This window comes from Glaciimonas sp. OK215 (assembly GCF_057787885.1).
In genome coordinates this window covers 4,718,087-4,735,590 of record NZ_CM173544.1, presented here as the reverse complement: position 1 = coordinate 4,735,590, position 17,504 = coordinate 4,718,087, and the positions used below count along the sequence as shown (strand labels likewise).

General features: G+C 56.9%; 20 protein-coding genes. 18 read left to right on the top strand and 2 right to left on the bottom strand.

Annotated features, from left to right (window positions below; translation table 11 throughout):
• Positions 1-34 precede the first annotated feature (34 nt).
• From AC3CHX_RS21955 to AC3CHX_RS21875, 17 genes are all read left to right on the top strand, one after another.
• The gene (locus AC3CHX_RS21955; protein WP_488630103.1) at positions 35-811 is read left to right on the top strand and encodes an energy transducer TonB; all 777 of its coding nucleotides are present in this window, start codon (positions 35-37) and stop codon (positions 809-811) included.
• Positions 812-827: 16 nt separating this feature from the next.
• Positions 828-1,550 (top strand): MotA/TolQ/ExbB proton channel family protein, encoded by a 723-nt coding sequence (locus tag AC3CHX_RS21950; protein WP_488630102.1) that lies wholly within the window; start codon positions 828-830, stop codon positions 1,548-1,550.
• Complete coding sequence (locus AC3CHX_RS21945; protein ID WP_488630101.1) at positions 1,550-1,963, top strand: ExbD/TolR family protein; 414 nt, start codon at positions 1,550-1,552, stop codon at positions 1,961-1,963. Before AC3CHX_RS21950 ends, AC3CHX_RS21945 begins: the two co-directional genes overlap by 1 nt.
• A gap of 95 nt (positions 1,964-2,058) precedes the next feature.
• The gene (locus AC3CHX_RS21940) at positions 2,059-3,075 is read left to right on the top strand and encodes a sulfate ABC transporter substrate-binding protein (RefSeq protein ID WP_488630100.1); all 1,017 of its coding nucleotides are present in this window, start codon (positions 2,059-2,061) and stop codon (positions 3,073-3,075) included.
• Positions 3,076-3,294: 219 nt separating this feature from the next.
• Positions 3,295-3,510, top strand: a complete 216-nt coding sequence (locus AC3CHX_RS21935) for a TOBE domain-containing protein (protein WP_488630099.1) — start codon at positions 3,295-3,297, stop codon at positions 3,508-3,510.
• 67 nt (positions 3,511-3,577) lie between these two features.
• Complete coding sequence (locus AC3CHX_RS21930) at positions 3,578-3,793, top strand: TOBE domain-containing protein (protein ID WP_488630098.1); 216 nt, start codon at positions 3,578-3,580, stop codon at positions 3,791-3,793.
• A gap of 24 nt (positions 3,794-3,817) precedes the next feature.
• On the top strand, positions 3,818-4,771 hold the full coding sequence (locus AC3CHX_RS21925; RefSeq protein ID WP_488630097.1) for an EAL domain-containing protein: 954 nt from the start codon (positions 3,818-3,820) through the stop codon (positions 4,769-4,771).
• A gap of 183 nt (positions 4,772-4,954) precedes the next feature.
• The gene (cysK, locus tag AC3CHX_RS21920) at positions 4,955-5,932 is read left to right on the top strand and encodes a cysteine synthase A (RefSeq protein WP_488630096.1); all 978 of its coding nucleotides are present in this window, start codon (positions 4,955-4,957) and stop codon (positions 5,930-5,932) included.
• Positions 5,933-6,303: 371 nt separating this feature from the next.
• Positions 6,304-7,083 carry a GntR family transcriptional regulator gene (locus AC3CHX_RS21915; RefSeq protein WP_488630095.1) on the top strand — a complete coding sequence of 260 codons (780 nt, stop codon included), beginning with the start codon at positions 6,304-6,306 and terminating at the stop codon, positions 7,081-7,083.
• Between the two features lie 36 nt (positions 7,084-7,119).
• A complete protein-coding gene (locus tag AC3CHX_RS21910) occupies positions 7,120-8,877 on the top strand; it encodes a fumarate reductase/succinate dehydrogenase flavoprotein subunit (protein WP_488630094.1) in 1,758 nt (585 codons plus the stop codon).
• 9 nt (positions 8,878-8,886) lie between these two features.
• Positions 8,887-9,120, top strand: a complete 234-nt coding sequence (locus AC3CHX_RS21905) for a 4Fe-4S dicluster domain-containing protein (RefSeq protein WP_488630093.1) — start codon at positions 8,887-8,889, stop codon at positions 9,118-9,120.
• A 36-nt stretch (positions 9,121-9,156) separates the two neighbouring features.
• Complete coding sequence (locus tag AC3CHX_RS21900; protein ID WP_488630092.1) at positions 9,157-10,557, top strand: ABC transporter substrate-binding protein; 1,401 nt, start codon at positions 9,157-9,159, stop codon at positions 10,555-10,557.
• A 21-nt stretch (positions 10,558-10,578) separates the two neighbouring features.
• Entirely contained in the window at positions 10,579-11,427 is an 849-nt protein-coding gene (locus tag AC3CHX_RS21895; RefSeq protein ID WP_488630091.1) for an ABC transporter permease, read from the top strand.
• Entirely contained in the window at positions 11,424-12,287 is an 864-nt protein-coding gene (locus tag AC3CHX_RS21890; RefSeq protein ID WP_488630090.1) for an ABC transporter ATP-binding protein, read from the top strand. The genes AC3CHX_RS21895 and AC3CHX_RS21890 overlap by 4 nt, the downstream gene beginning before the upstream one ends.
• Positions 12,288-12,318: 31 nt before the next feature.
• A complete protein-coding gene (locus AC3CHX_RS21885) occupies positions 12,319-13,284 on the top strand; it encodes a HEAT repeat domain-containing protein (RefSeq protein WP_488630089.1) in 966 nt (321 codons plus the stop codon).
• Positions 13,268-13,597, top strand: coding sequence for a DUF971 domain-containing protein (locus tag AC3CHX_RS21880; protein ID WP_488630088.1), 330 nt, complete (start codon positions 13,268-13,270; stop codon positions 13,595-13,597). The genes AC3CHX_RS21885 and AC3CHX_RS21880 overlap by 17 nt, the downstream gene beginning before the upstream one ends.
• Positions 13,598-13,737: 140 nt before the next feature.
• On the top strand, positions 13,738-14,988 hold the full coding sequence (locus AC3CHX_RS21875; RefSeq protein WP_488629134.1) for an IS256 family transposase: 1,251 nt from the start codon (positions 13,738-13,740) through the stop codon (positions 14,986-14,988).
• A 348-nt stretch (positions 14,989-15,336) separates the two neighbouring features.
• On the opposite strand, the gene AC3CHX_RS21870 is transcribed toward AC3CHX_RS21875, so the two are convergent.
• Both AC3CHX_RS21870 and AC3CHX_RS21865 read right to left on the bottom strand, forming a co-directional pair.
• Complete coding sequence (locus AC3CHX_RS21870; protein WP_488630087.1) at positions 15,337-15,762, bottom strand: tyrosine-type recombinase/integrase; 426 nt, start codon at positions 15,760-15,762, stop codon at positions 15,337-15,339.
• A 119-nt stretch (positions 15,763-15,881) separates the two neighbouring features.
• The gene (locus tag AC3CHX_RS21865) at positions 15,882-16,181 is read right to left on the bottom strand and encodes a hypothetical protein (protein ID WP_488630086.1); all 300 of its coding nucleotides are present in this window, start codon (positions 16,179-16,181) and stop codon (positions 15,882-15,884) included.
• Positions 16,182-16,252: 71 nt separating this feature from the next.
• Between AC3CHX_RS21865 and dusA the strand changes: the two genes are divergently transcribed.
• A complete protein-coding gene (dusA, locus tag AC3CHX_RS21860; protein ID WP_488630085.1) occupies positions 16,253-17,278 on the top strand; it encodes a tRNA dihydrouridine(20/20a) synthase DusA in 1,026 nt (341 codons plus the stop codon).
• Positions 17,279-17,504 lie beyond the last annotated feature (226 nt).

Sequence of the window (17,504 nt, the reverse complement as noted above, 5' to 3'; positions counted from 1 at the left end):
ACAACGCTGTAGGCAATTTTGAAAAGGCGTCATCATGACCACAATGACTTTTGAGAGCATCAGTATTTCCCCGCGGCGCGCGGCGGTACGCCGCAGCTCCCGTCCTGCACTTCATGTTGTTGCCCCTGTAAAACAGCCGGTAGCCATTGCCTCGATTCGCACAAGAAACGATGTCATCGGCTCGCGCAACAGGATTGGATTATTCGCTTTGATCGGACTCACCGTGGTGTTGCATGCAGCCATCATCGCTGCAGTCAACCGACGCGCGCCGATCGAGCCGGTGGCGCTGCCAAAGGCGCCGCCGCTCACCATCGACATGGCGCCTCCGCCCCCGCCGCCGCCGGTGATTCAACCCAAACCTCTGCCGCAAATTGCGAAACCGGTTGCTGCGCCCGTTAAACCAGCGCCGCCGGTGCCAATTGTACGGAGTGCGACGCCAGTCGACACGACAGCGCCAACGGCAGATACCGTGCAGGTCGCAACGGCCCCCACGCCGGCCCCGGCACCGGTTGCCGCTCCGGTAGAACGGGTGACCGAACCGCGCGGTTACGCCGGCTATCTGCGCAATCCCGCACCAGCCTATCCGCAGTCGGCTCAGGACAAAGGCCTGGAGGGGCAAGTCTTGCTCAAGGTACATGTCCTTGCGAGCGGGCAACCGGACGATGTCAGCGTCGCCAAATCGAGCGGCCATAAAATCCTCGACGAAGCCGCCATCAAAGCGGTAACCGCCTGGGCATTTGAACCGGCCAGGCGCGGAGAAACACCCATCGACGGATGGGTAAAAGTGCCACTCAATTTCAAACTTTCTTAATTAATGAGCGATATCCATGACTGACTTCTACTTGAAATTTATTGTCCAAGGCGCACTGTATGCATTGGTGCTGTTCTCCATCATTACCTGGGTGCTTATCATTGGGAAAGGCGTGCAGCATTGGAAGCTCGCGAAGCGCGACCGGCGCTTCACCAAGCAGTTCTGGAGTGCCAGCAGTCTTGATGCGGCCGCCGCGCTGGCAAGTGATGCCAGCCCGAAATCACGACTCGCTAACGTAGGATTCGATGCCTTGCATGTCAGCGACGGAAGTGGCGCAAGCAGCGATCTTGAACACAGCTGGGATAGGCAAGAACTGCTGGAGCGCCATCTGCGTCAGCAAATCCAGAAGGAATACCAGTCACTGGAAAGCGGCCTGGCCGTACTGGCATCGATCGGCAGCACCGCGCCATTCGTGGGTCTGTTCGGGACGGTGTTTGGCATCATCCATGCGCTCAGTGCGATTGGCAAAAGCGCTTCTGCAAGTATCGATGTTGTCGCCGGCCCGATAGGTGAAGCGCTGATTGCAACCGGCGTTGGTATTGCCGTCGCGGTTCCCGCAGTGTTGGCATACAACTTCTATGTGCGCCGCCTCAAGGTCAAGGCCGCCGAGCTCGATAACTATGCAACCGACTTCGTCAACCTGGCGCAGAAAAATGGCTTCCGGGTGACGAAAAACAGTCCGAAAATTGCGCAGAGAAAAGAAGTCGACACTGCCAACACACAGGGAGCATTTGCATAATGGCCTTCTCAACCGGTAAAGATAGCAGCGACGTGGTAAGTGAAATCAACATCACGCCGCTGGTGGACGTGATGCTGGTGTTGCTGGTGACCTTCATCATTACGGCGCCCTTACTCAACAATGCGGTGCGCATCAACCTGCCAAAGACGGCAACGACTGCGCCGCCGTCGGAAGTAAAAACAGTGACTGTGAGTGTCGACGCGAACAGCAAGGTGTTCATTGACAAACGCGAAGTCGCTTTGGCAACGCTTGAACCCGAGCTGAAAGGTTTGGTCGGCCGCAATCCGGATCTGGCCTTGAGTTTGCAAGCCGATGAGGGGGTTCCCTACCGCGCCGTTGCGAAGGTCATCGCGAATATTCAACGATCCGGCGTCAGCAAGTTATCGGTGCTGACCCAGCCGGGAGGGGGATGAGTACGGCGCTGCCTTTGGCGCAAATTTGATTTGATTGAAACAAGCTGGCCTCGACCAGCCTGAAAACAAAACTATATAAAAAAGGGAAATAGCACATGTTGAAGAAACTCATTCGTTCAGTTATCGCCATTGCGCTGGTCGCGCAGGGTGTGCAAATCGTTCACGCGGCAGATTTTTCGCTGCTCAATGTCTCCTACGATCCTACCCGGGAGCTTTATCAGGACTACAACGCCGCCTTCGCCAAATACTGGAAAGCAAAGACCGGCGATAACCTGACGATCAAGGCATCGCACGGTGGTTCCGGCGCGCAGGGGCGTGCAGTGATCGACGGTCTGGACGCCGACGTGGTGACACTGGCGCTGGCTTACGACATCGATGCGATTGCCGACAAAGCCAAGCTGCTGCCGGCCGACTGGCAAAAGCGTCTGCCGCATAACAGCACGCCTTACACCTCGACCATCGTCCTGCTGGTGCGCAAGGGCAATCCCAAGGGCATCAAGGATTGGAATGACCTGGTCAAGCCAGGCGTTTCCGTGGTGGTCGCCAACCCTAAAACGTCCGGGGGTGCGCGTTGGGCTTATCTGGCCGCGTACGGCTATGCGCTGAAAAAGAATAACAACGACGATGCCAAGGCGCGGGCATTCATCACGAGTCTCTACAAGAATGTGCCGGTGCTTGATTCCGGCGCGCGCGGTGCGACCGTCACCTTTGCCGAGCGCGGCGTAGGCGACGTCCTGCTGTCATGGGAAAACGAGGCGTATCTGGTGGAAGCGGAGTTCGGCCGGGACAAGTTCGATACCGTATTCCCATCGATCAGTATTCTCGCCGAGCCGCCGGTCGCGGTGGTCGATAAGGTAGTCGACAAGCGTGGGACGCGCAAGATCGCGCAAGCCTATCTGGAGTATCTGTACACGCCGGAAGGCCAGGAAATCGCGGCGCGTAATTACTATCGTCCTACCGATCCGAAAGTCGCGGCCAAGTACGCATCCAAGTTTCCGAAGCTGAGCCTGTTCACGATAGACGATACTTTTGGCGGGTGGAAAAACGCGCAGAATACACACTTTGCTGATGGCGGCGTGTTCGACAAAATTTATAAGCCGGGCGAGAAATAATCCACGCTTTTCTTGACTTGACCGGGGTGCCGGTCGCTTCCTGGGCCGTGATTCTGTATCTCTTATTCCACTTTGGATAGGAAATCGCAGGCCTTTATTCATTGGGCTTGCCAATTATTATCTGTTTTCCGCATAACGAGAGAAGAAAGAATTCGTTCTTTTTTCTTCTCAGTCTGATTAATCTGACTTCTCCAAAACAAAACCCGTCAAGGAAAAGCAATGAGTATTCAGGCAATCAATGTCCGTAACCAGTTCAGAGGAAAAGTCATCGGTATTGTCGAAGATGAGGTGCTGTCCGGCCTCGATATCGAAACGCCGATAGGCATCGTATCGTCCGTCATCACTACCCGCTCGGTGAAAGACCTGGGTCTGGAAATCGGTTCGGAAGTGGTGGCGCTGATCAAGGCTACCGAGGTTTCGATAGGCAAGCTGTAATTTCAGGTTTCACTTTCTGCAGAAGCGTGCAGAAACAATCATTTTTATTTCATCTAAAGGAAACATCATGTCGATTCAAGCCATCAACGTTCGTAACCAGTTCAAGGGTCGTATCAAAGCCATTGTCGAAGGTAGCGTGGTCTCGGAAGTCGATGTCGAAACGCCGGCGGGCATAGTGACTTCAGTGATTACTACGCGTTCGGTCAAGGATCTGGGGTTGATTATCGGCACGGAAGTGGTGGCCCTGGTCAAGGCGACGGAAGTCTCGATCGCCAAGATTTAATCTACATTCGAGTATAGGCAGCCCATGTCATTCCCCGCTCTTGAGCAATATCTGGCGCGCTTGCATGACAAAGCGTCGGGTACGCAACTGACGTCAACGGCGAACGATCAGAATCGTGTCTGGCTGGACGCCGCCGGCCGCGCGCAGGGACGCTATTTCAATACTACGCTGACCAGTGTTTTTCAGCCGGTACGCCAGCTTGCGGTGGAGAGCGATGTTGCTTTCCATGCAGCCGCAGCAGTCACTGACAAGCGTGCCGGCAGAATCGTCGGCTATGAAGGTTTTGCGCATAGCTATTCGGCGCATGACAATGGGCTGTATTTGTGGAAGCTGCTCGACCATGCGGCCAGCGATGACGAGTCGATCGAACTCGATCGCCTGTGCCGGATGTTGCATTCGATTAATTTTTACCGTCAGGCGGCGGCGCTGGCTACGGATCTGTATCTGAGCGTGCATGCCCGCCTGCTGGCCGCAGTGGATAGCAATCACGGCATGGCGTTTCGGCGCATTTTGAAATTACTGGGGCTGCCGCATGAGCACATCGTGCTGCAGTTGCCAACCATCAGCGCAACCCAGGGCTGGTTGTTGAATTACGTGCTGGATAACTATCGACGCAATCATTTTCGTCTGGCGGTTAATGCCAATGATGTGGTCGAAGCACGCAGCCTGCTGGAGCGGGTGCGGCCTGACGTACTCAAGATCGATGCGCGGGGTCTGACCGATGACCTCGAGACCAGGCGCTTGCTGGATATCACGCATGAGCGCGCTATCCAGGTGATTTTCAAGCGTCTGGAAAAGCCGCGCGACGTTGAGAATGTGCAGAAGCTGGCGCACCAGGTCTTTGCCGCAAATGGCGCCAGGATTTATGCGCAAGGCTTCTTCTGGGATTTGCCGCAAGCGTCATTGCACGCATTTTCGTCTTTCCCACAATCGGTCGCGGTGCCAGCATCGCCCGCCCTGGATAATGGAGCCGTCTGACTTCGCGAACTGGAAGAAGAAATGGCTAAGTGCGGGGCGGGCCACCATTTGTACTGCGACCCGAACTTAACGAAAAGCAGCAGCGCGCCAGCACCGACGGCTGGCGCTATCGCGGCGTGCCGTGAGTGCAGGTATGATTGTCGCGCAACCGTATCGTATTGAAAACAAAAATAGGGAGGTCTCATGTCTGGCTGGTTTACAGATAATTCGCTGTCCATCGGACGCACGCCGTTGGTGCGGCTCAATCGCGTCACCGACGGCGCGGCCGCCACGGTGTACGCCAAGATCGAAGGTCGCAATCCGGCGTATTCGGTCAAGTGCCGCATCGGTGCGGCACTCATCTGGGATGCGGAAAAGCGCGGGCTGCTCGGGCCGGGCAGGGAACTGGTCGAGCCGACCAGTGGCAACACCGGCATTGCATTGGCGTTCGTGGCCGCCGCGCGCGGCATTCCATTGACGCTGACCATGCCGGAGACGATGAGTATCGAGCGGCGCAAACTCTTGCTCGCCTATGGCGCGAAACTGGTGCTGACCGAAGGCCCAAAAGGCATGGGTGGCGCGATCGCCAAGGCGGAAGAAATCGCCGCGTCCGATCCCGAAAAATATGTTTTGCTCCAGCAGTTCAAGAATCCGGCGAACCCGGCGATCCACGAGGCGACCACCGGCCCGGAAATCTGGCAGGACACCGACGGCCAGGTAGACATTTTCGTCTCCGGCGTTGGCACCGGCGGCACCATCACTGGCGTGTCGCGTTTTTTCAAGAAAACCAAGGGCGCCAACGTGATGTCGGTGGCGGTCGAGCCTGTCTCCAGCCCTGTCTTGACGCAAACCCGCGCCGGCCAGGCGATCAAGCCGGGGCCGCACAAGATACAAGGCATCGGCGCGGGCTTTGTGCCACAGGTGCTGGACTTGAGTCTGGTCGATGCGATAGATACCGTCAGCGACGAGGAAGCGGTCGAGTACGCACGCCGTCTGACGCGCGAGGAGGGGATCCTGTCAGGCATTTCTTCCGGTGCGGCGGTGGCTGTCGCGGTGCGCTGGGCCAAGCGCACCGAGAACGCGGGCAAGACGATCGTGGTCGTGCTGCCCGATTCCGGCGAGCGCTATTTGAGTTCGGTGCTGTTCGAAGGCGTGTTCGACGCTGCCGGGTTGCCTGCATGAGCCAGACCACACTCGGCTCAGTTGAGCTGCGTGCGCCGGCGCTGGTGCGAAGCACAGCAGCGTTCCACTGAACCAGGCGGGCCCGAGCCGCCGTCGCGCGTGGGGCGCCGATGAAGTGCTTCGATGCTATCCCCGCATTCTGTCGATGATCCACCATCGCATCGCGCCCCGGTTGTACCACCGGGGCGTGCCGCTCTTCGCGCACATCCTCAGCCAAATCAAATTCCCAGTTCAGATAAGCCTGCGTTGCGGCTTCTCCATTTTCCGCATAAGCAATCATGAATTTATTCGTTCCCGGCTGCGTCTGCCGCCGATACGATTGGCACATCTATCAATACTTGTTATGACAGGTTGGCGAAAAGGATGCATCGATGAACAATTTCCGAGCGCTGAGCTTGTCTCCGGTACCGCTATATACGCAAGTCAAAGAGACATTGCGCGAGCGCATTCTGGATGGCACCTACCAGGCACACGCACAGCTGCCGTCCGAAAGCGAGATGAGCGCGCTGTTCGGTGTCAGTCGCATTACGGTGCGTCAGGCACTGAGCGATCTGCAAAAGGAGGGAATGATCTTCAAGATTCCCGGTAAGGGCACGTTCGTGGCCAAGACCAAGGCATTTCAGGAGCTGACGCAACTGGAAGGTTTTGCCGAAGCCATGTCGCGCATGGGGTATGAAATCTATAACCAGGTGACCAGCCATAAGACGGTAGCGGCAGCGGCGAAAGTGGCGCAGAAGCTGAAGCTGGCGGTCGGCGCCCCGGTAGCTGAAATCAAGCGGGTGCGGCATCTGAATCGCGCACCGCTGTCGCTGGAAGTGACCTATCTGCCGGAGGTGATCGGCGAACGCCTGCGTAAGGTCGATCTTGCTACGCGCGACATTTTCCTGGTGCTGGAAAACGATTTCGGCATCGCGCTTGGGCATGCCGATTTGCAGATTGACGCGATGCTGGCCGACGCCACACTGGCGCGCCCGTTGCGCATTGAGGAGGGCACAGCGCTGCTGCGCATGGAACGACTGACCCATACCGCCACCGGCGAACCCCTGGATTTTGAATATTTGTATTTCCGCGGCGACGCCTTTCAGTATCGATTGCAGATTGCGCGGCGCGCTGCGGACGGCGCTGCGCCGTTGCAGCAAACGCACAAATAATCCGGGCAACGGGTCAACCATTTAAAAGGAAAGTGCATGGAAACGCATATTCAAACTGTTGACGTACTGGTGATCGGCGGCGGTACTGCCGGGCCGATGGCGGCCGTCAAGGCCAAGGAGGCCAATCCGCAGCTGCGCGTGCTGCTGCTGGAAAAAGCCAACGTCAAACGCAGCGGTGCAATTTCGATGGGCATGGACGGCTTGAACAATGCCGTAGTGCCGGGCCATGCGACGCCGGAACAGTACGTCAAGGAAATCACCATCGCCAACGACGGCATCGTCAACCAGAAAACCGTGATGGCCTATGCCCGCAACAGCTTTCCCATGATCGAGGAGCTGGATCGCTGGGGCGTCAAATTCGAGAAAGATGAAACCGGCGACTATGCGATGCGCAAGGTGCATCACATGGGTACTTATGTCCTGCCGATGCCGGAGGGGCACGATATCAAGAAGGTGCTGTACCGACGCCTCAAGCGCACCCGGGTCGAGATCACCAACCGGCTGGTGGCCACGCGTTTGCTGCTCGCTGCCGATGGCAGCATCGCCGGCGCGATGGCATTCGATTGCCGCAGCGGCGACTTTCATGTGATTCGCGCCAAGACGGTAATCCTGTCGACGGGTGCGGCTGGACGGCTCGGCCTGCCGTCTTCCGGCTACTTGTTCGGCACCTATGAAAACCCGACCAATGCCGGCGACGGCTACAGTATGGCGTATCACGCCGGTGCGGAACTGAGCGGCATCGAATGTTTTCAGATCAATCCGCTGATCAAGGATTATAACGGCCCGGCCTGTGCGTATGTGACCGGCCCGTTCGGCGGCTATACCACCAACGGCAAGGGCGAGCGCTTCATCGAATGCGACTACTGGAGCGGGCAGATGATGATGGAGTTCTACCGCGAACTGGAAGGCGGCGACGGCCCGGTGTTCCTGAAACTGAATCATCTGGCCGGAGAAACCATCAGCACCATCGAGACCATCCTGCATACCAACGAGCGCCCCAGCCGTGGCCGCTTTCACGCCGGGCGCGGCACCGATTACCGTGAGCAAATGGTGGAAATGCATATTTCGGAAATCGGCCTGTGTAGCGGTCACTCGGCGTCCGGGGTCTGGGTCGACGAGCACGCGGAAACGACCGTACCCGGCTTGTACGCGGCCGGCGATCTGGCTTGCGTGCCGCATAACTACATGCTGGGTGCATTCGTCTACGGCAAGATCGCCGGGGAAAGCGCCGCGCGGCATTGTGCCGAAACGGTACTGGCCGAGGTCGATCAAGCGCAGGTCGAGCAGGAGCGGATACGCGTCTGGGCGCCGCTATCGCGTGCAGACGGTTTGCCACCGGCGCAGGTCGAATACAAATTGCGCCGTATGGTCAACGATTATCTGCAACCGCCGAAGGTCACACGCAAGATGGAAATCGGCCTGAGCCGGTTCGAAGCCATACGCGCCGATCTGAACCAGTTGTCGGCACGCAATCCCCATGAACTGATGCGGGCGCTGGAAGTGCATGCTATCCGCGATTGCGCAGAGATGGCGGCCCGCGCGTCGCTGTATCGCACCGAGAGCCGCTGGGGTCTGTACCACAACCGGGTCGACTATCCGGAACGTAACGATCAGGACTGGTTCGTCCATGTACAGGTGAAAAAAATCGACGGCGAAATGCACTGTTTCAAGCGTCCGATCGCGCCGTACATCGTGAGCCTCGACGAGCAGGAAAAAACCGCCTACGAGCGGATGCGCATCCGCAAGGATGGTAATCAGGATATCAATCAGGACGCGGCCGTCTTGGCCGCCTAAGGAAAAATCATGCCTATCGCATTTACCCCGACCAGCGTTCCCGTGCGGGTCGATGAAGAATTATGTATCGCCCACAAGGGTTGCACCGTGTGCGTCGATGTCTGTCCGCTCGACGTGCTGGCGATCGACATGATCAAGGGCAAGGCTTTCATGAAATTCGATGAATGCTGGTATTGCATGCCGTGCGAAAAGGACTGTCCGACCGGTGCGGTGACGGTCGATATTCCTTATCTCTTGCGTTGAATACCGGTTCAATTAAAAACTTTTTTGGGAACGAGAATGCATTTTCAAGGAAAACTATGCGGCCTGTTGTTAAGCACGCTTGTCATCGGCGCCGTGCATGCCGAGACTATTCGCGTTGCCATCGGCACGCAGGACACCACCATCAACTGCGCCACCGGCGGCTTGTTGATCCGCGAACTGAAACTGCTGGAAAAGTACCTGCCGCATGATGGCAAGTACAAGGACGCGCAATACGATATCCAATGGAAGAATTTCACCTCCGGCGCGCCGCTGACCAACGAAATGGTCGCCGGCAAACTCGATATCGGATCGATGGCTGATTTCCCCGGTTCGTTCAACGGCGCAGCGTTTCAAAAAGCGGGAAAGCGTAGCCTTTTCATCACCGTGTTGTCCGGCAGTACCACCGGTAGCGGCAATGGCATAGTGGTACCCAAGGCGTCAACCGTGCAGTCGCTGGCCGAGCTGAAAGGCAAGACGATTTCCGTGCCGTTTGCGTCGACCTCACACGGCATGCTGCTGCGTGCCGTGGCGAAACAGGGCTGGGACCCGGAAAAGGATGTGATCATCGTCACGCAGGCGCCGGAGATCGCAGGTTCCGCGCTGCAGGCCAACAAGATCGATGCCCATGCAGATTTTGTGCCGTTTGCCGAGTTGTTCCCGTATCGCGGTTTTGCGCGCAAGATTTATGACGGTTCGCAAGCTAACGCGCCGACTTTGCACGGCAGTTTGGTGGATGCCGATTATGCAAAAAAATACCCTGAAATCGTGACGGCTTACCTGCGCGCTGCCATCGAAGCCAATCGCCTGATCGCAGCGGAGCCGGAGAAGTACAGCGAACTCATCGCCAAGGTCACCGGCATCGAGGCCGAAGTCGTGTACCTGTTCCACGGCCCGCTGGGTTTGCAGACCCGCGATTTTACCTGGAAGCCCGAGTATCGGCAGGCAGTGAAGACCTCTATCGACACCTTGCGCCTGATGAAGCGCACTGAAACCGATCTCGACGTCAACGGCTTCATCGACGACCGGTATATCCGAACTGCGTTCAAGCAAGCCGGGCTCGATTACGATGCCCACTTGAAGAATTACGCCCAACTGCCTTTGGTCGCCAAGGATGCCCATACCGGCAAGCCGATCACCGATGCAAAACGGGTGGCGCAGGTCTGGGTCGGGGGGGAAGCGCTGGTGCGTCACTATGCCGCGCCGGAATCGGCATTTGCCGATCAGGCGGCGCTGGAAAAAGCCGGCAAGAAAATCCGCGTGGTCTATGTACAGGACCGCAACAGCGGCATCAAGCTGCTGGCTGCGGACGCATGGTTCGTCGACAACAAGAGCAGCGTCAGCGCATTCCTGCTGAAAGACGCTGCACAAGCGTGGGCGCGCGCGAATGGCGGCAAGGTGCGCGATTTTGCCGCGGTCAAAGCCGCGTTTTCCAGCTAACGCCATGCATGGAGCGCAATCATGACCAGCATTATTTCCACTCTCCCTGTCACCTCCGACCGGGTTGCGCCAGACCGGGTCGCGTCCGGCAGGCTTGATATCGGTCGCGTGCTACTGCGTGTGGCATCGCTGGCAATCTGCATTCTGGCCTGGCAATGGGCTGCTTCGACGCATCTGAATCTGGGCCTAGTCACGTTTCAGAACGTGCCTGCGCCAAGCGAAGTGCTGCGCGCGGGCTGGTCGCTGATGCATGGGCCGAAAATACTTGGACACCTGACGGCGAGCGTGACACGCGTATTCAGCGGGTTTCTGGTGGCGGCGCTGGTGGGCGTCGCACTTGGCCTGGTCATCGGCCGATCGCGCGTGGCAGAGGACATCTTGTTGCCGCCGCTGGAAGTCTTGCGTCCGATTCCGGCGGTAGCCTGGATTCCATTGGCGATATTGATGTTTCCATCGTCTGAGATGTCGATGATCTTCATTACGTTTACCGGAGCGTTGTTTCCCATCCTGCTCAATACGATCCACGGTGTCGAAGCGGTCGATGCCCGGCTGATCGCTTCGGCCCGCAGCCTCGGCAGCGGCAGGCTTGCTGTGTTTGCCGAAGTGATTTTGCCGGCGGCTGCGCCCTGTATCTTTACCGGCTTGTCAATCGGCATGGGAACGGCCTGGTTCTGCCTGGTGACGGCGGAAATGATTTCGGGGCAGTTCGGCATCGGTTATTACACCTGGATGTCATACACGATCCAGAATTACGCCGACATCGTGGTTGGCATGCTGCTCATCGGTGTGTTCGGCATGGGCAGCAGCATGCTGGTCAAGAAGCTCGGCAATGCACTGATGCCGTGGTACGGTTCCGAAAGGAAGAAATGATGAATCAGCATCCCGCCACCGTTTTAGCCACGCAAGGGCGCATCGATATCGATCGTTTGACCATCCGCCTGGGGCAGGGCAAGCAGGCATTTGACGCATTACAGGATGTATCGATGGCGGTCGAGCCCGGGGAATTCGTTTGCCTGCTGGGCCCATCCGGATGCGGAAAATCGACGCTGCTTGGGGCCTTGGCCGGTCACTTGCAGGCCAGTCGCGGCAGTATCGAAGTCGACGCTCAGGCGGTGCATGGCCCGCACCCGGAGCGTGGACTGGTATTCCAGCATCACACATTGTTCCCGTGGAAACGGGTGCTGGACAACGTTTCCTTCGGCCTGAAGATGAAAGGGATAGCGCGCGCCGAAAGGCACGCCCGGGCGCGCGATTTGCTGAAGCTGGTAGGTTTGGCCGACTTTGCGCAACATTATCCGTCACAGTTGTCCGGCGGCATGCAACAGCGGGTGGAAATCGCCCGGGTACTGATTAACCATCCGCGCGTGATGCTGATGGACGAGCCGTTTGGCGCCCTCGATGCACAAACGCGCCTGATGATGCAGCAGCTGTTGCTGGAGGTGTGGGAACGGATCAAGACCACCGTCGTATTTATCACGCATGACATCGACGAGGCGCTGTTCCTGGCGGACCGGATTCTGGTGATGAGCCCGCGTCCTGGGCGCATTATCGAAGAAATCGTGCTTGACTTCGACCGTCCGCGCCAGGCGGAACTGGTTACCTCCGATCGCTTTACCCAACTCAAGCGCCATTGCTTGCAGCTATTGCATTCAGAGGGTAAGGGCTTGCCGCTGCAACGCCTGAGCCCGCTGGGTGCTATCCCGGCGAGCCGCATGCAATTCGCTATTTGAATAAATACAATCAAGACGGTGAGGAACAACAGTGACAAGCATTTTTGAAGAAAACCCGGAACTACAGGAAATCCGGATCCGCTTGCGTGCAGACGATGGCGAAGTGCGCCGCATTGCGCTGCTCGATCTTGCCGATTGCGAAGGTGATGAACATGTGCCACTGATGATAGGCGCCTTGCGCGACCCGGTTGCCGCAGTCCGTGCGGAAGCGGCGAAGGCGCTGGAAGCGTTCGAAAGCGAGGCCGGCATCACCGGCCTGATCGCTGTTCTGGACGATCCAGACGCATCGGTTCGGGATGCTGCAGCCCACAGTCTGCATGATTTGAAACGGAAAGAGTCGGCACGCCTTCTGCTGCCGCACCTGAATCATCCGCAACCGTTTGTGCGCGTTGCGTTGCTGCGCGCGCTGCGCGAACTGCGCGTAGCGGAGAGCCTCACCCCGGCGCTGGCCGCACTCAACGATCTCGATGCGGCCGTACGCCGCGAGGCCGTCACCGTACTAGGCTATCTAAAAGAACCACGGGCATTAACGGCATTGACTGCATTGGCCACCAGCGATCCTGACTCGGAAGTACGCCGCGCGGCCATCGGCGCGCTCGGCTTTGCGGCGGATGATGCCGTGTTGCCGGCATTGTTGCTCGGCCTGGCCGACGTCGCCTGGCAGGTGCGCGAAGAGGCAGCAACGACCATCGGGAAATTGCAGTTGCACGATGCCCTGGGCAATCTGATCGCTGCCATGCAGGACAGCTACTGGCAGGTGCGCCTGCGTGCGGCGCGCGCGCTAGGTCGCCTGCGCCAGTCCGCTGCACTGCCGGTGCTGATTGCCGCGCTGGCGCATCAAATCAGCAACTTGCGCAAGGAAGCTGCACTGGCACTCGGCGACATCGGTGTTTCTGAAGCCTTGCCGGCGCTGGAGCAAATCCAGAACGATCCTGACCCTGATGTGCGCAAGTCGGCACGACTGGCTATCGCCCAGATCCATGCCGCAAACGATTGAAGACGGGCTCGCGATGCACGTCGAAACGCTTTCCAATCACGCCGGTACCGGCGTCCTGGATATTCTCTGGAGCGATGGTAAACAACAGCAGTTCACGCATGCATTTTTGCGTGGTAACTGCCGGTGTGCCGATTGCAAGGCCTTGCATCGGCAAGGGGAGGGCAGGGAAGCGCTATCGGTGCAATGTCGGATTACCGATATACGTCCGGTAGGTGTATACGGCGTGCAACTGATTTTTAGCGATGGGCATGACCGGGGCATTTACCCGTGGCCGTATCTGCGCGACTTGCACCAGGCTTTCCGACGGAGGTGAAAGCAGGTAGTTCGATGTGGATAGCGTTGTCGAAGCAGGTTTTCTGGCCGATTTTACGTGCCTCCTTCAGTCCGCTTGAGGGTGTATTTAGTTTTGTGTAAACGGTCATTTGGCAGGACACTGCCACCATAGAGGAAAAAATGACCTACGTAAAACGCAGCAAACGGGCCAAGCCCGATCCTGAACTGGTCAAGCTGGCGGACAGCCTGCTTGCCAACTACAAAAAACCTGAAGACCTGATTGGCGAAAATGGCTTGCTCAAGCAATTGACCAAGATGTTGGTCGAGCGTGCGCTGGAGGTCGAGATGACGGACCATCTCGGTCACGGCAAAAGCGACGCGGTGATCAACGACACGGCCAACACTCGCAACGGCCACAGCAGTAAGACGCTCAAAGGCGATTTCGGCGCACTCCCGCTCGATATTCCCCGCGATCGTCAAGGCGCGTTTGAACCGCAAATCGTCAGCAAGCATCAGACCCGCTGGACCGGCTTCGACGACAAGATCATCTCCCTGTATGCCCGTGGCCTGACGGTCAGGGAGATCCAGAGCCACCTTGAAGAGATTTATGGTGCCGAAGTATCGCCAAGCCTGATATCGTCCGTCACAGACGCTGTGAGCGAGGATGTGAAGGTCTGGCAGGCCCGGCCGCTCGATGCCTTGTATCCGATTCTGTATCTCGACTGCATCCACGTCAAAGTGCGCGACACAGGGGCTGTCCGAAACAAGGCCGTCTACCTGGCCATCGGCGTGAACATGGAGGGCCACAAGGAAGTGCTGGGCCTGTGGATCGCTCAGACCGAGGGTGCCAAATTCTGGTTGCAAGTGGTGACCGAGCTGAAGAACCGTGGCGTGCAAGACATCTTCATTGCCTGCGTCGATGGGTTGAAAGGCTTCCCTGACGCCATCGAGGCGGTCTATCCGAAAGCCGCTGTTCAGCTATGCATCGTTCACATGGTGCGAAACAGCCTGAACTTCGTTCCCTGGAAAGTGCAGAAGGAAGTGGCTACCGATCTGAAGCGAATCTACAGTGCGGCGACCGTCGATGAAGCCGAACTCATGCTCACCGAATTTGAGTCAAAGTGGGACAAGGACTACCAGTCGATCAGCCTGTCCTGGCGGCGAAATTGGGCTCGGATCACGCCGTTCTTCGACTACCCGCCGGAAATCCGCAAGGTCATTTACACCACCAACGCCATTGAATCCATTAATATGAGCCTGCGGAAAGTCATCAAAACCCGCAGTTCATTCCCAACTGATGAGGCTGTCAGCAAGCTGTTTTATCTGGCACTCAACAACATCAGCAAGAAGTGGACGATGCCCTTGCGGGACTGGAAAGGAGCACTCAACCGCTTCACAATTCAGTTTGAAGAACGGATGACGCCGAATTAAACGAAATTCCGTTTACACAAAATCCCGCACACCCTCGTCCGCTTATAAAATTCCGGCTGGGATGGGCTCTCGTCGGGCCTATCCTCTGCTATCTAAAATCTTGATAGGATTGCGTATGTGTACTGGCGTAGATGGTGACGCTGGAGCATCGTATTGAATTCCCGTGATGACTCTATGCTGCGGTGGCAAAGGCGCGCAAGGAGCGGCGTACCTTGAAACAGATCCATGAAGACCTACGGGATTTGGATGTCGAGGGGTCGCATCGCCTCTGCCAACGCGACTAGCTCCTCCCCAAAATCAACGGCTTGGTGGGGTTTTCGGGGTGATATGAGACCCCCTGAAACTTACTCAAGATTTTGCCCCCTTGCTGACGACGAGTCGAACGGTTGCAAGCGCGGCGCCGGTGGTCCGATGCCAGCAGCCGCTCACGGCCCGCTTGATTTCGTATGCCGCACCTAGGAGCGGCACCTCTTGATCATTCCCCTCTTTTTCTGTCGGGTGCTTTCTGTCCCGAATGATGATCGTCCTGTCTAGGTGATTTATGTCGGCCCATTTCAGCCGGACAATCTCGCCCAGACGCATTGCCGTTTCAACTGCAAACAGGATCAAGTCTCCCATCGGGACCCGCTGCCGTGGTCTAATCGCAAAATACAGGAAAATCTCATCAATCTCTTTTTGCGTTGGCCTGCGGTCACGTTCTTTACTTTTTGCCGACAGCCCTAGATACCGCAAACTGGATCGTGCGGATGATGTTATAGAAACGTCAACCGGCATTCTCCATCACTCTTTAGCCGTTCGCAATATGCCGCCAAGATAGGTAAGCTCTATCGCAATGGTGACGCCTGATATAGTTTTGGCGCGCTCCCGGACGTGCTTAATCAGCACGTCTTCAGTCAGCTCTGATATTGCCAATTTGCCATGTGATAGCCCCACTTACGCAATACATCGGCCTTGTTCTTGCCGAACGCCTTGATGCCACCTATCTCGTCCGTATAGCGGCCTATCAAATCAGTCAGCGTTATATTAGTTAGTCCTCGTGTATCGTTGAACCGCATTGTGTCGATCTGACCCTCTACCGACCGCGCCCACTCTTGAGCCATCCCCTTTGTTCGGAATGATTTACTGATAGACTTATGGCCTTTGCGACGAATATCAGCAACCCACGACCCATTTCTTTGTCTGATAGATGCCACGCGCTCTCCGTAATTTTTCCGTAATGAACGCGTAACTAGCATAATTTTGATTAAGATTAGAGATTGCAAGAATGAGTGCCACCATAGGGAAAATCCCCATAAAGCCTAGCAGAAGAATATCCGTTGCCCCCATGATGGACTGGACCGACAGGCATTGTCGTGTGTTCCATCGCCAAATCACTCGTCATACCTGGCTTTACACCGAAATGGTGACGACCGGGGCGTTGCTGCATGGTGATGTGCCGCGTCACCTGGATTTCAATGATGAAGAACATCCGGTGGCTTTGCAATTGGGTGGAAGTGAGCCTGCCGATCTGGCGAAAAGTGCCAAGCTCGGGGAGCAATGGGGTTACGACGAGATCAATTTGAATTGCGGTTGTCCATCCGAACGGGTACAAAAGGGTGCTTTCGGCGCTTGTCTGATGGCTGAGTCGACCCTGGTCGCCGACGGCGTCAAGGCGATGCGCGATGCAGTTGGCATTGATGTCACGGTCAAGCACCGGATTGGGATCGATCAGGTCGAGTCCTACGATTTCGTTCGCGATTTTGTTGGCACGATAGCAGAAGCAGGTTGCCAGACTTTTATTGTGCACGCACGGAATGCGATTCTGAAAGGCCTGAGCCCCAAGGAAAACCGCGAGATTCCGCCATTGAAATATGATTTTGCGTACCAGTTGAAACGTGATTTCCCTGCGCTGGAAATCATCATTAACGGTGCCATCAAAACTACTGCTGAAATCGACCTCCACCTGGAACACGTGGATGGCGTCATGCTTGGGCGCGAGGCATATCACAATCCGTATCTGATGGCCGATTTCGACGCCCGTTATTATGCGGATACTCAAGCAGCGCCGAAGTCGCGCGCTGAAGTGCTGGAAATCATGATGCCGTACATTCGCCGGCAGCTGGAATTGTACGGTCGCGATGGAAATGGTTTGCGCTTGAACAGCATCACGCGCCATATGCTGGGTCTGATGGCCGGCTTGCCGGGTGCGCGGGGCTTCCGGCAGGTGTTATCCGATTCAAAAAAACTGGCCTCTGGCGACCCCGCATTGTTGCTGGAGGCTATGAGACGGATGCAGCCGTTAGCGGCCTGAATCACGGAATTCGTGATCACCAGTGTTAGCGTGCAACCGTTCTGTTCGTACAGGTATAGTCGGCAGACCTATGGGAGGGATCGCTGATTCGGGCAGTGCGGCCTTCGCGGTACCGTTCAAACAGCCGGTAATCAACAAAATGATGCGTTTGTGCCAGTATTCATGGGACATTCCAGGCGCGTTAAATCCATTAAAATAGCGAGCTAAGGCAGATTAAATCCGGTTT

Coding starts and splice junctions, on each gene's coding strand:
- AC3CHX_RS21915 (WP_488630095.1), top strand. CDS start 6,304: ATGAACAATTTCCGAGCGCTGAGCTTGTCTCCGGTACCGCTATATACG.
- AC3CHX_RS21870 (WP_488630087.1), bottom strand. CDS start 15,762: ATGCCGGTTGACGTTTCTATAACATCATCCGCACGATCCAGTTTGCGG.
- AC3CHX_RS21945 (WP_488630101.1), top strand. CDS start 1,550: ATGGCCTTCTCAACCGGTAAAGATAGCAGCGACGTGGTAAGTGAAATC.
- dusA (WP_488630085.1), top strand. CDS start 16,253: ATGAGTGCCACCATAGGGAAAATCCCCATAAAGCCTAGCAGAAGAATA.
- AC3CHX_RS21950 (WP_488630102.1), top strand. CDS start 828: ATGACTGACTTCTACTTGAAATTTATTGTCCAAGGCGCACTGTATGCA.
- AC3CHX_RS21925 (WP_488630097.1), top strand. CDS start 3,818: ATGTCATTCCCCGCTCTTGAGCAATATCTGGCGCGCTTGCATGACAAA.
- AC3CHX_RS21905 (WP_488630093.1), top strand. CDS start 8,887: ATGCCTATCGCATTTACCCCGACCAGCGTTCCCGTGCGGGTCGATGAA.
- AC3CHX_RS21955 (WP_488630103.1), top strand. CDS start 35: ATGACCACAATGACTTTTGAGAGCATCAGTATTTCCCCGCGGCGCGCG.
- AC3CHX_RS21935 (WP_488630099.1), top strand. CDS start 3,295: ATGAGTATTCAGGCAATCAATGTCCGTAACCAGTTCAGAGGAAAAGTC.
- AC3CHX_RS21875 (WP_488629134.1), top strand. CDS start 13,738: ATGACCTACGTAAAACGCAGCAAACGGGCCAAGCCCGATCCTGAACTG.
- AC3CHX_RS21880 (WP_488630088.1), top strand. CDS start 13,268: ATGCCGCAAACGATTGAAGACGGGCTCGCGATGCACGTCGAAACGCTT.
- AC3CHX_RS21890 (WP_488630090.1), top strand. CDS start 11,424: ATGATGAATCAGCATCCCGCCACCGTTTTAGCCACGCAAGGGCGCATC.
- AC3CHX_RS21930 (WP_488630098.1), top strand. CDS start 3,578: ATGTCGATTCAAGCCATCAACGTTCGTAACCAGTTCAAGGGTCGTATC.
- AC3CHX_RS21900 (WP_488630092.1), top strand. CDS start 9,157: ATGCATTTTCAAGGAAAACTATGCGGCCTGTTGTTAAGCACGCTTGTC.
- AC3CHX_RS21910 (WP_488630094.1), top strand. CDS start 7,120: ATGGAAACGCATATTCAAACTGTTGACGTACTGGTGATCGGCGGCGGT.
- cysK (WP_488630096.1), top strand. CDS start 4,955: ATGTCTGGCTGGTTTACAGATAATTCGCTGTCCATCGGACGCACGCCG.
- AC3CHX_RS21940 (WP_488630100.1), top strand. CDS start 2,059: ATGTTGAAGAAACTCATTCGTTCAGTTATCGCCATTGCGCTGGTCGCG.
- AC3CHX_RS21895 (WP_488630091.1), top strand. CDS start 10,579: ATGACCAGCATTATTTCCACTCTCCCTGTCACCTCCGACCGGGTTGCG.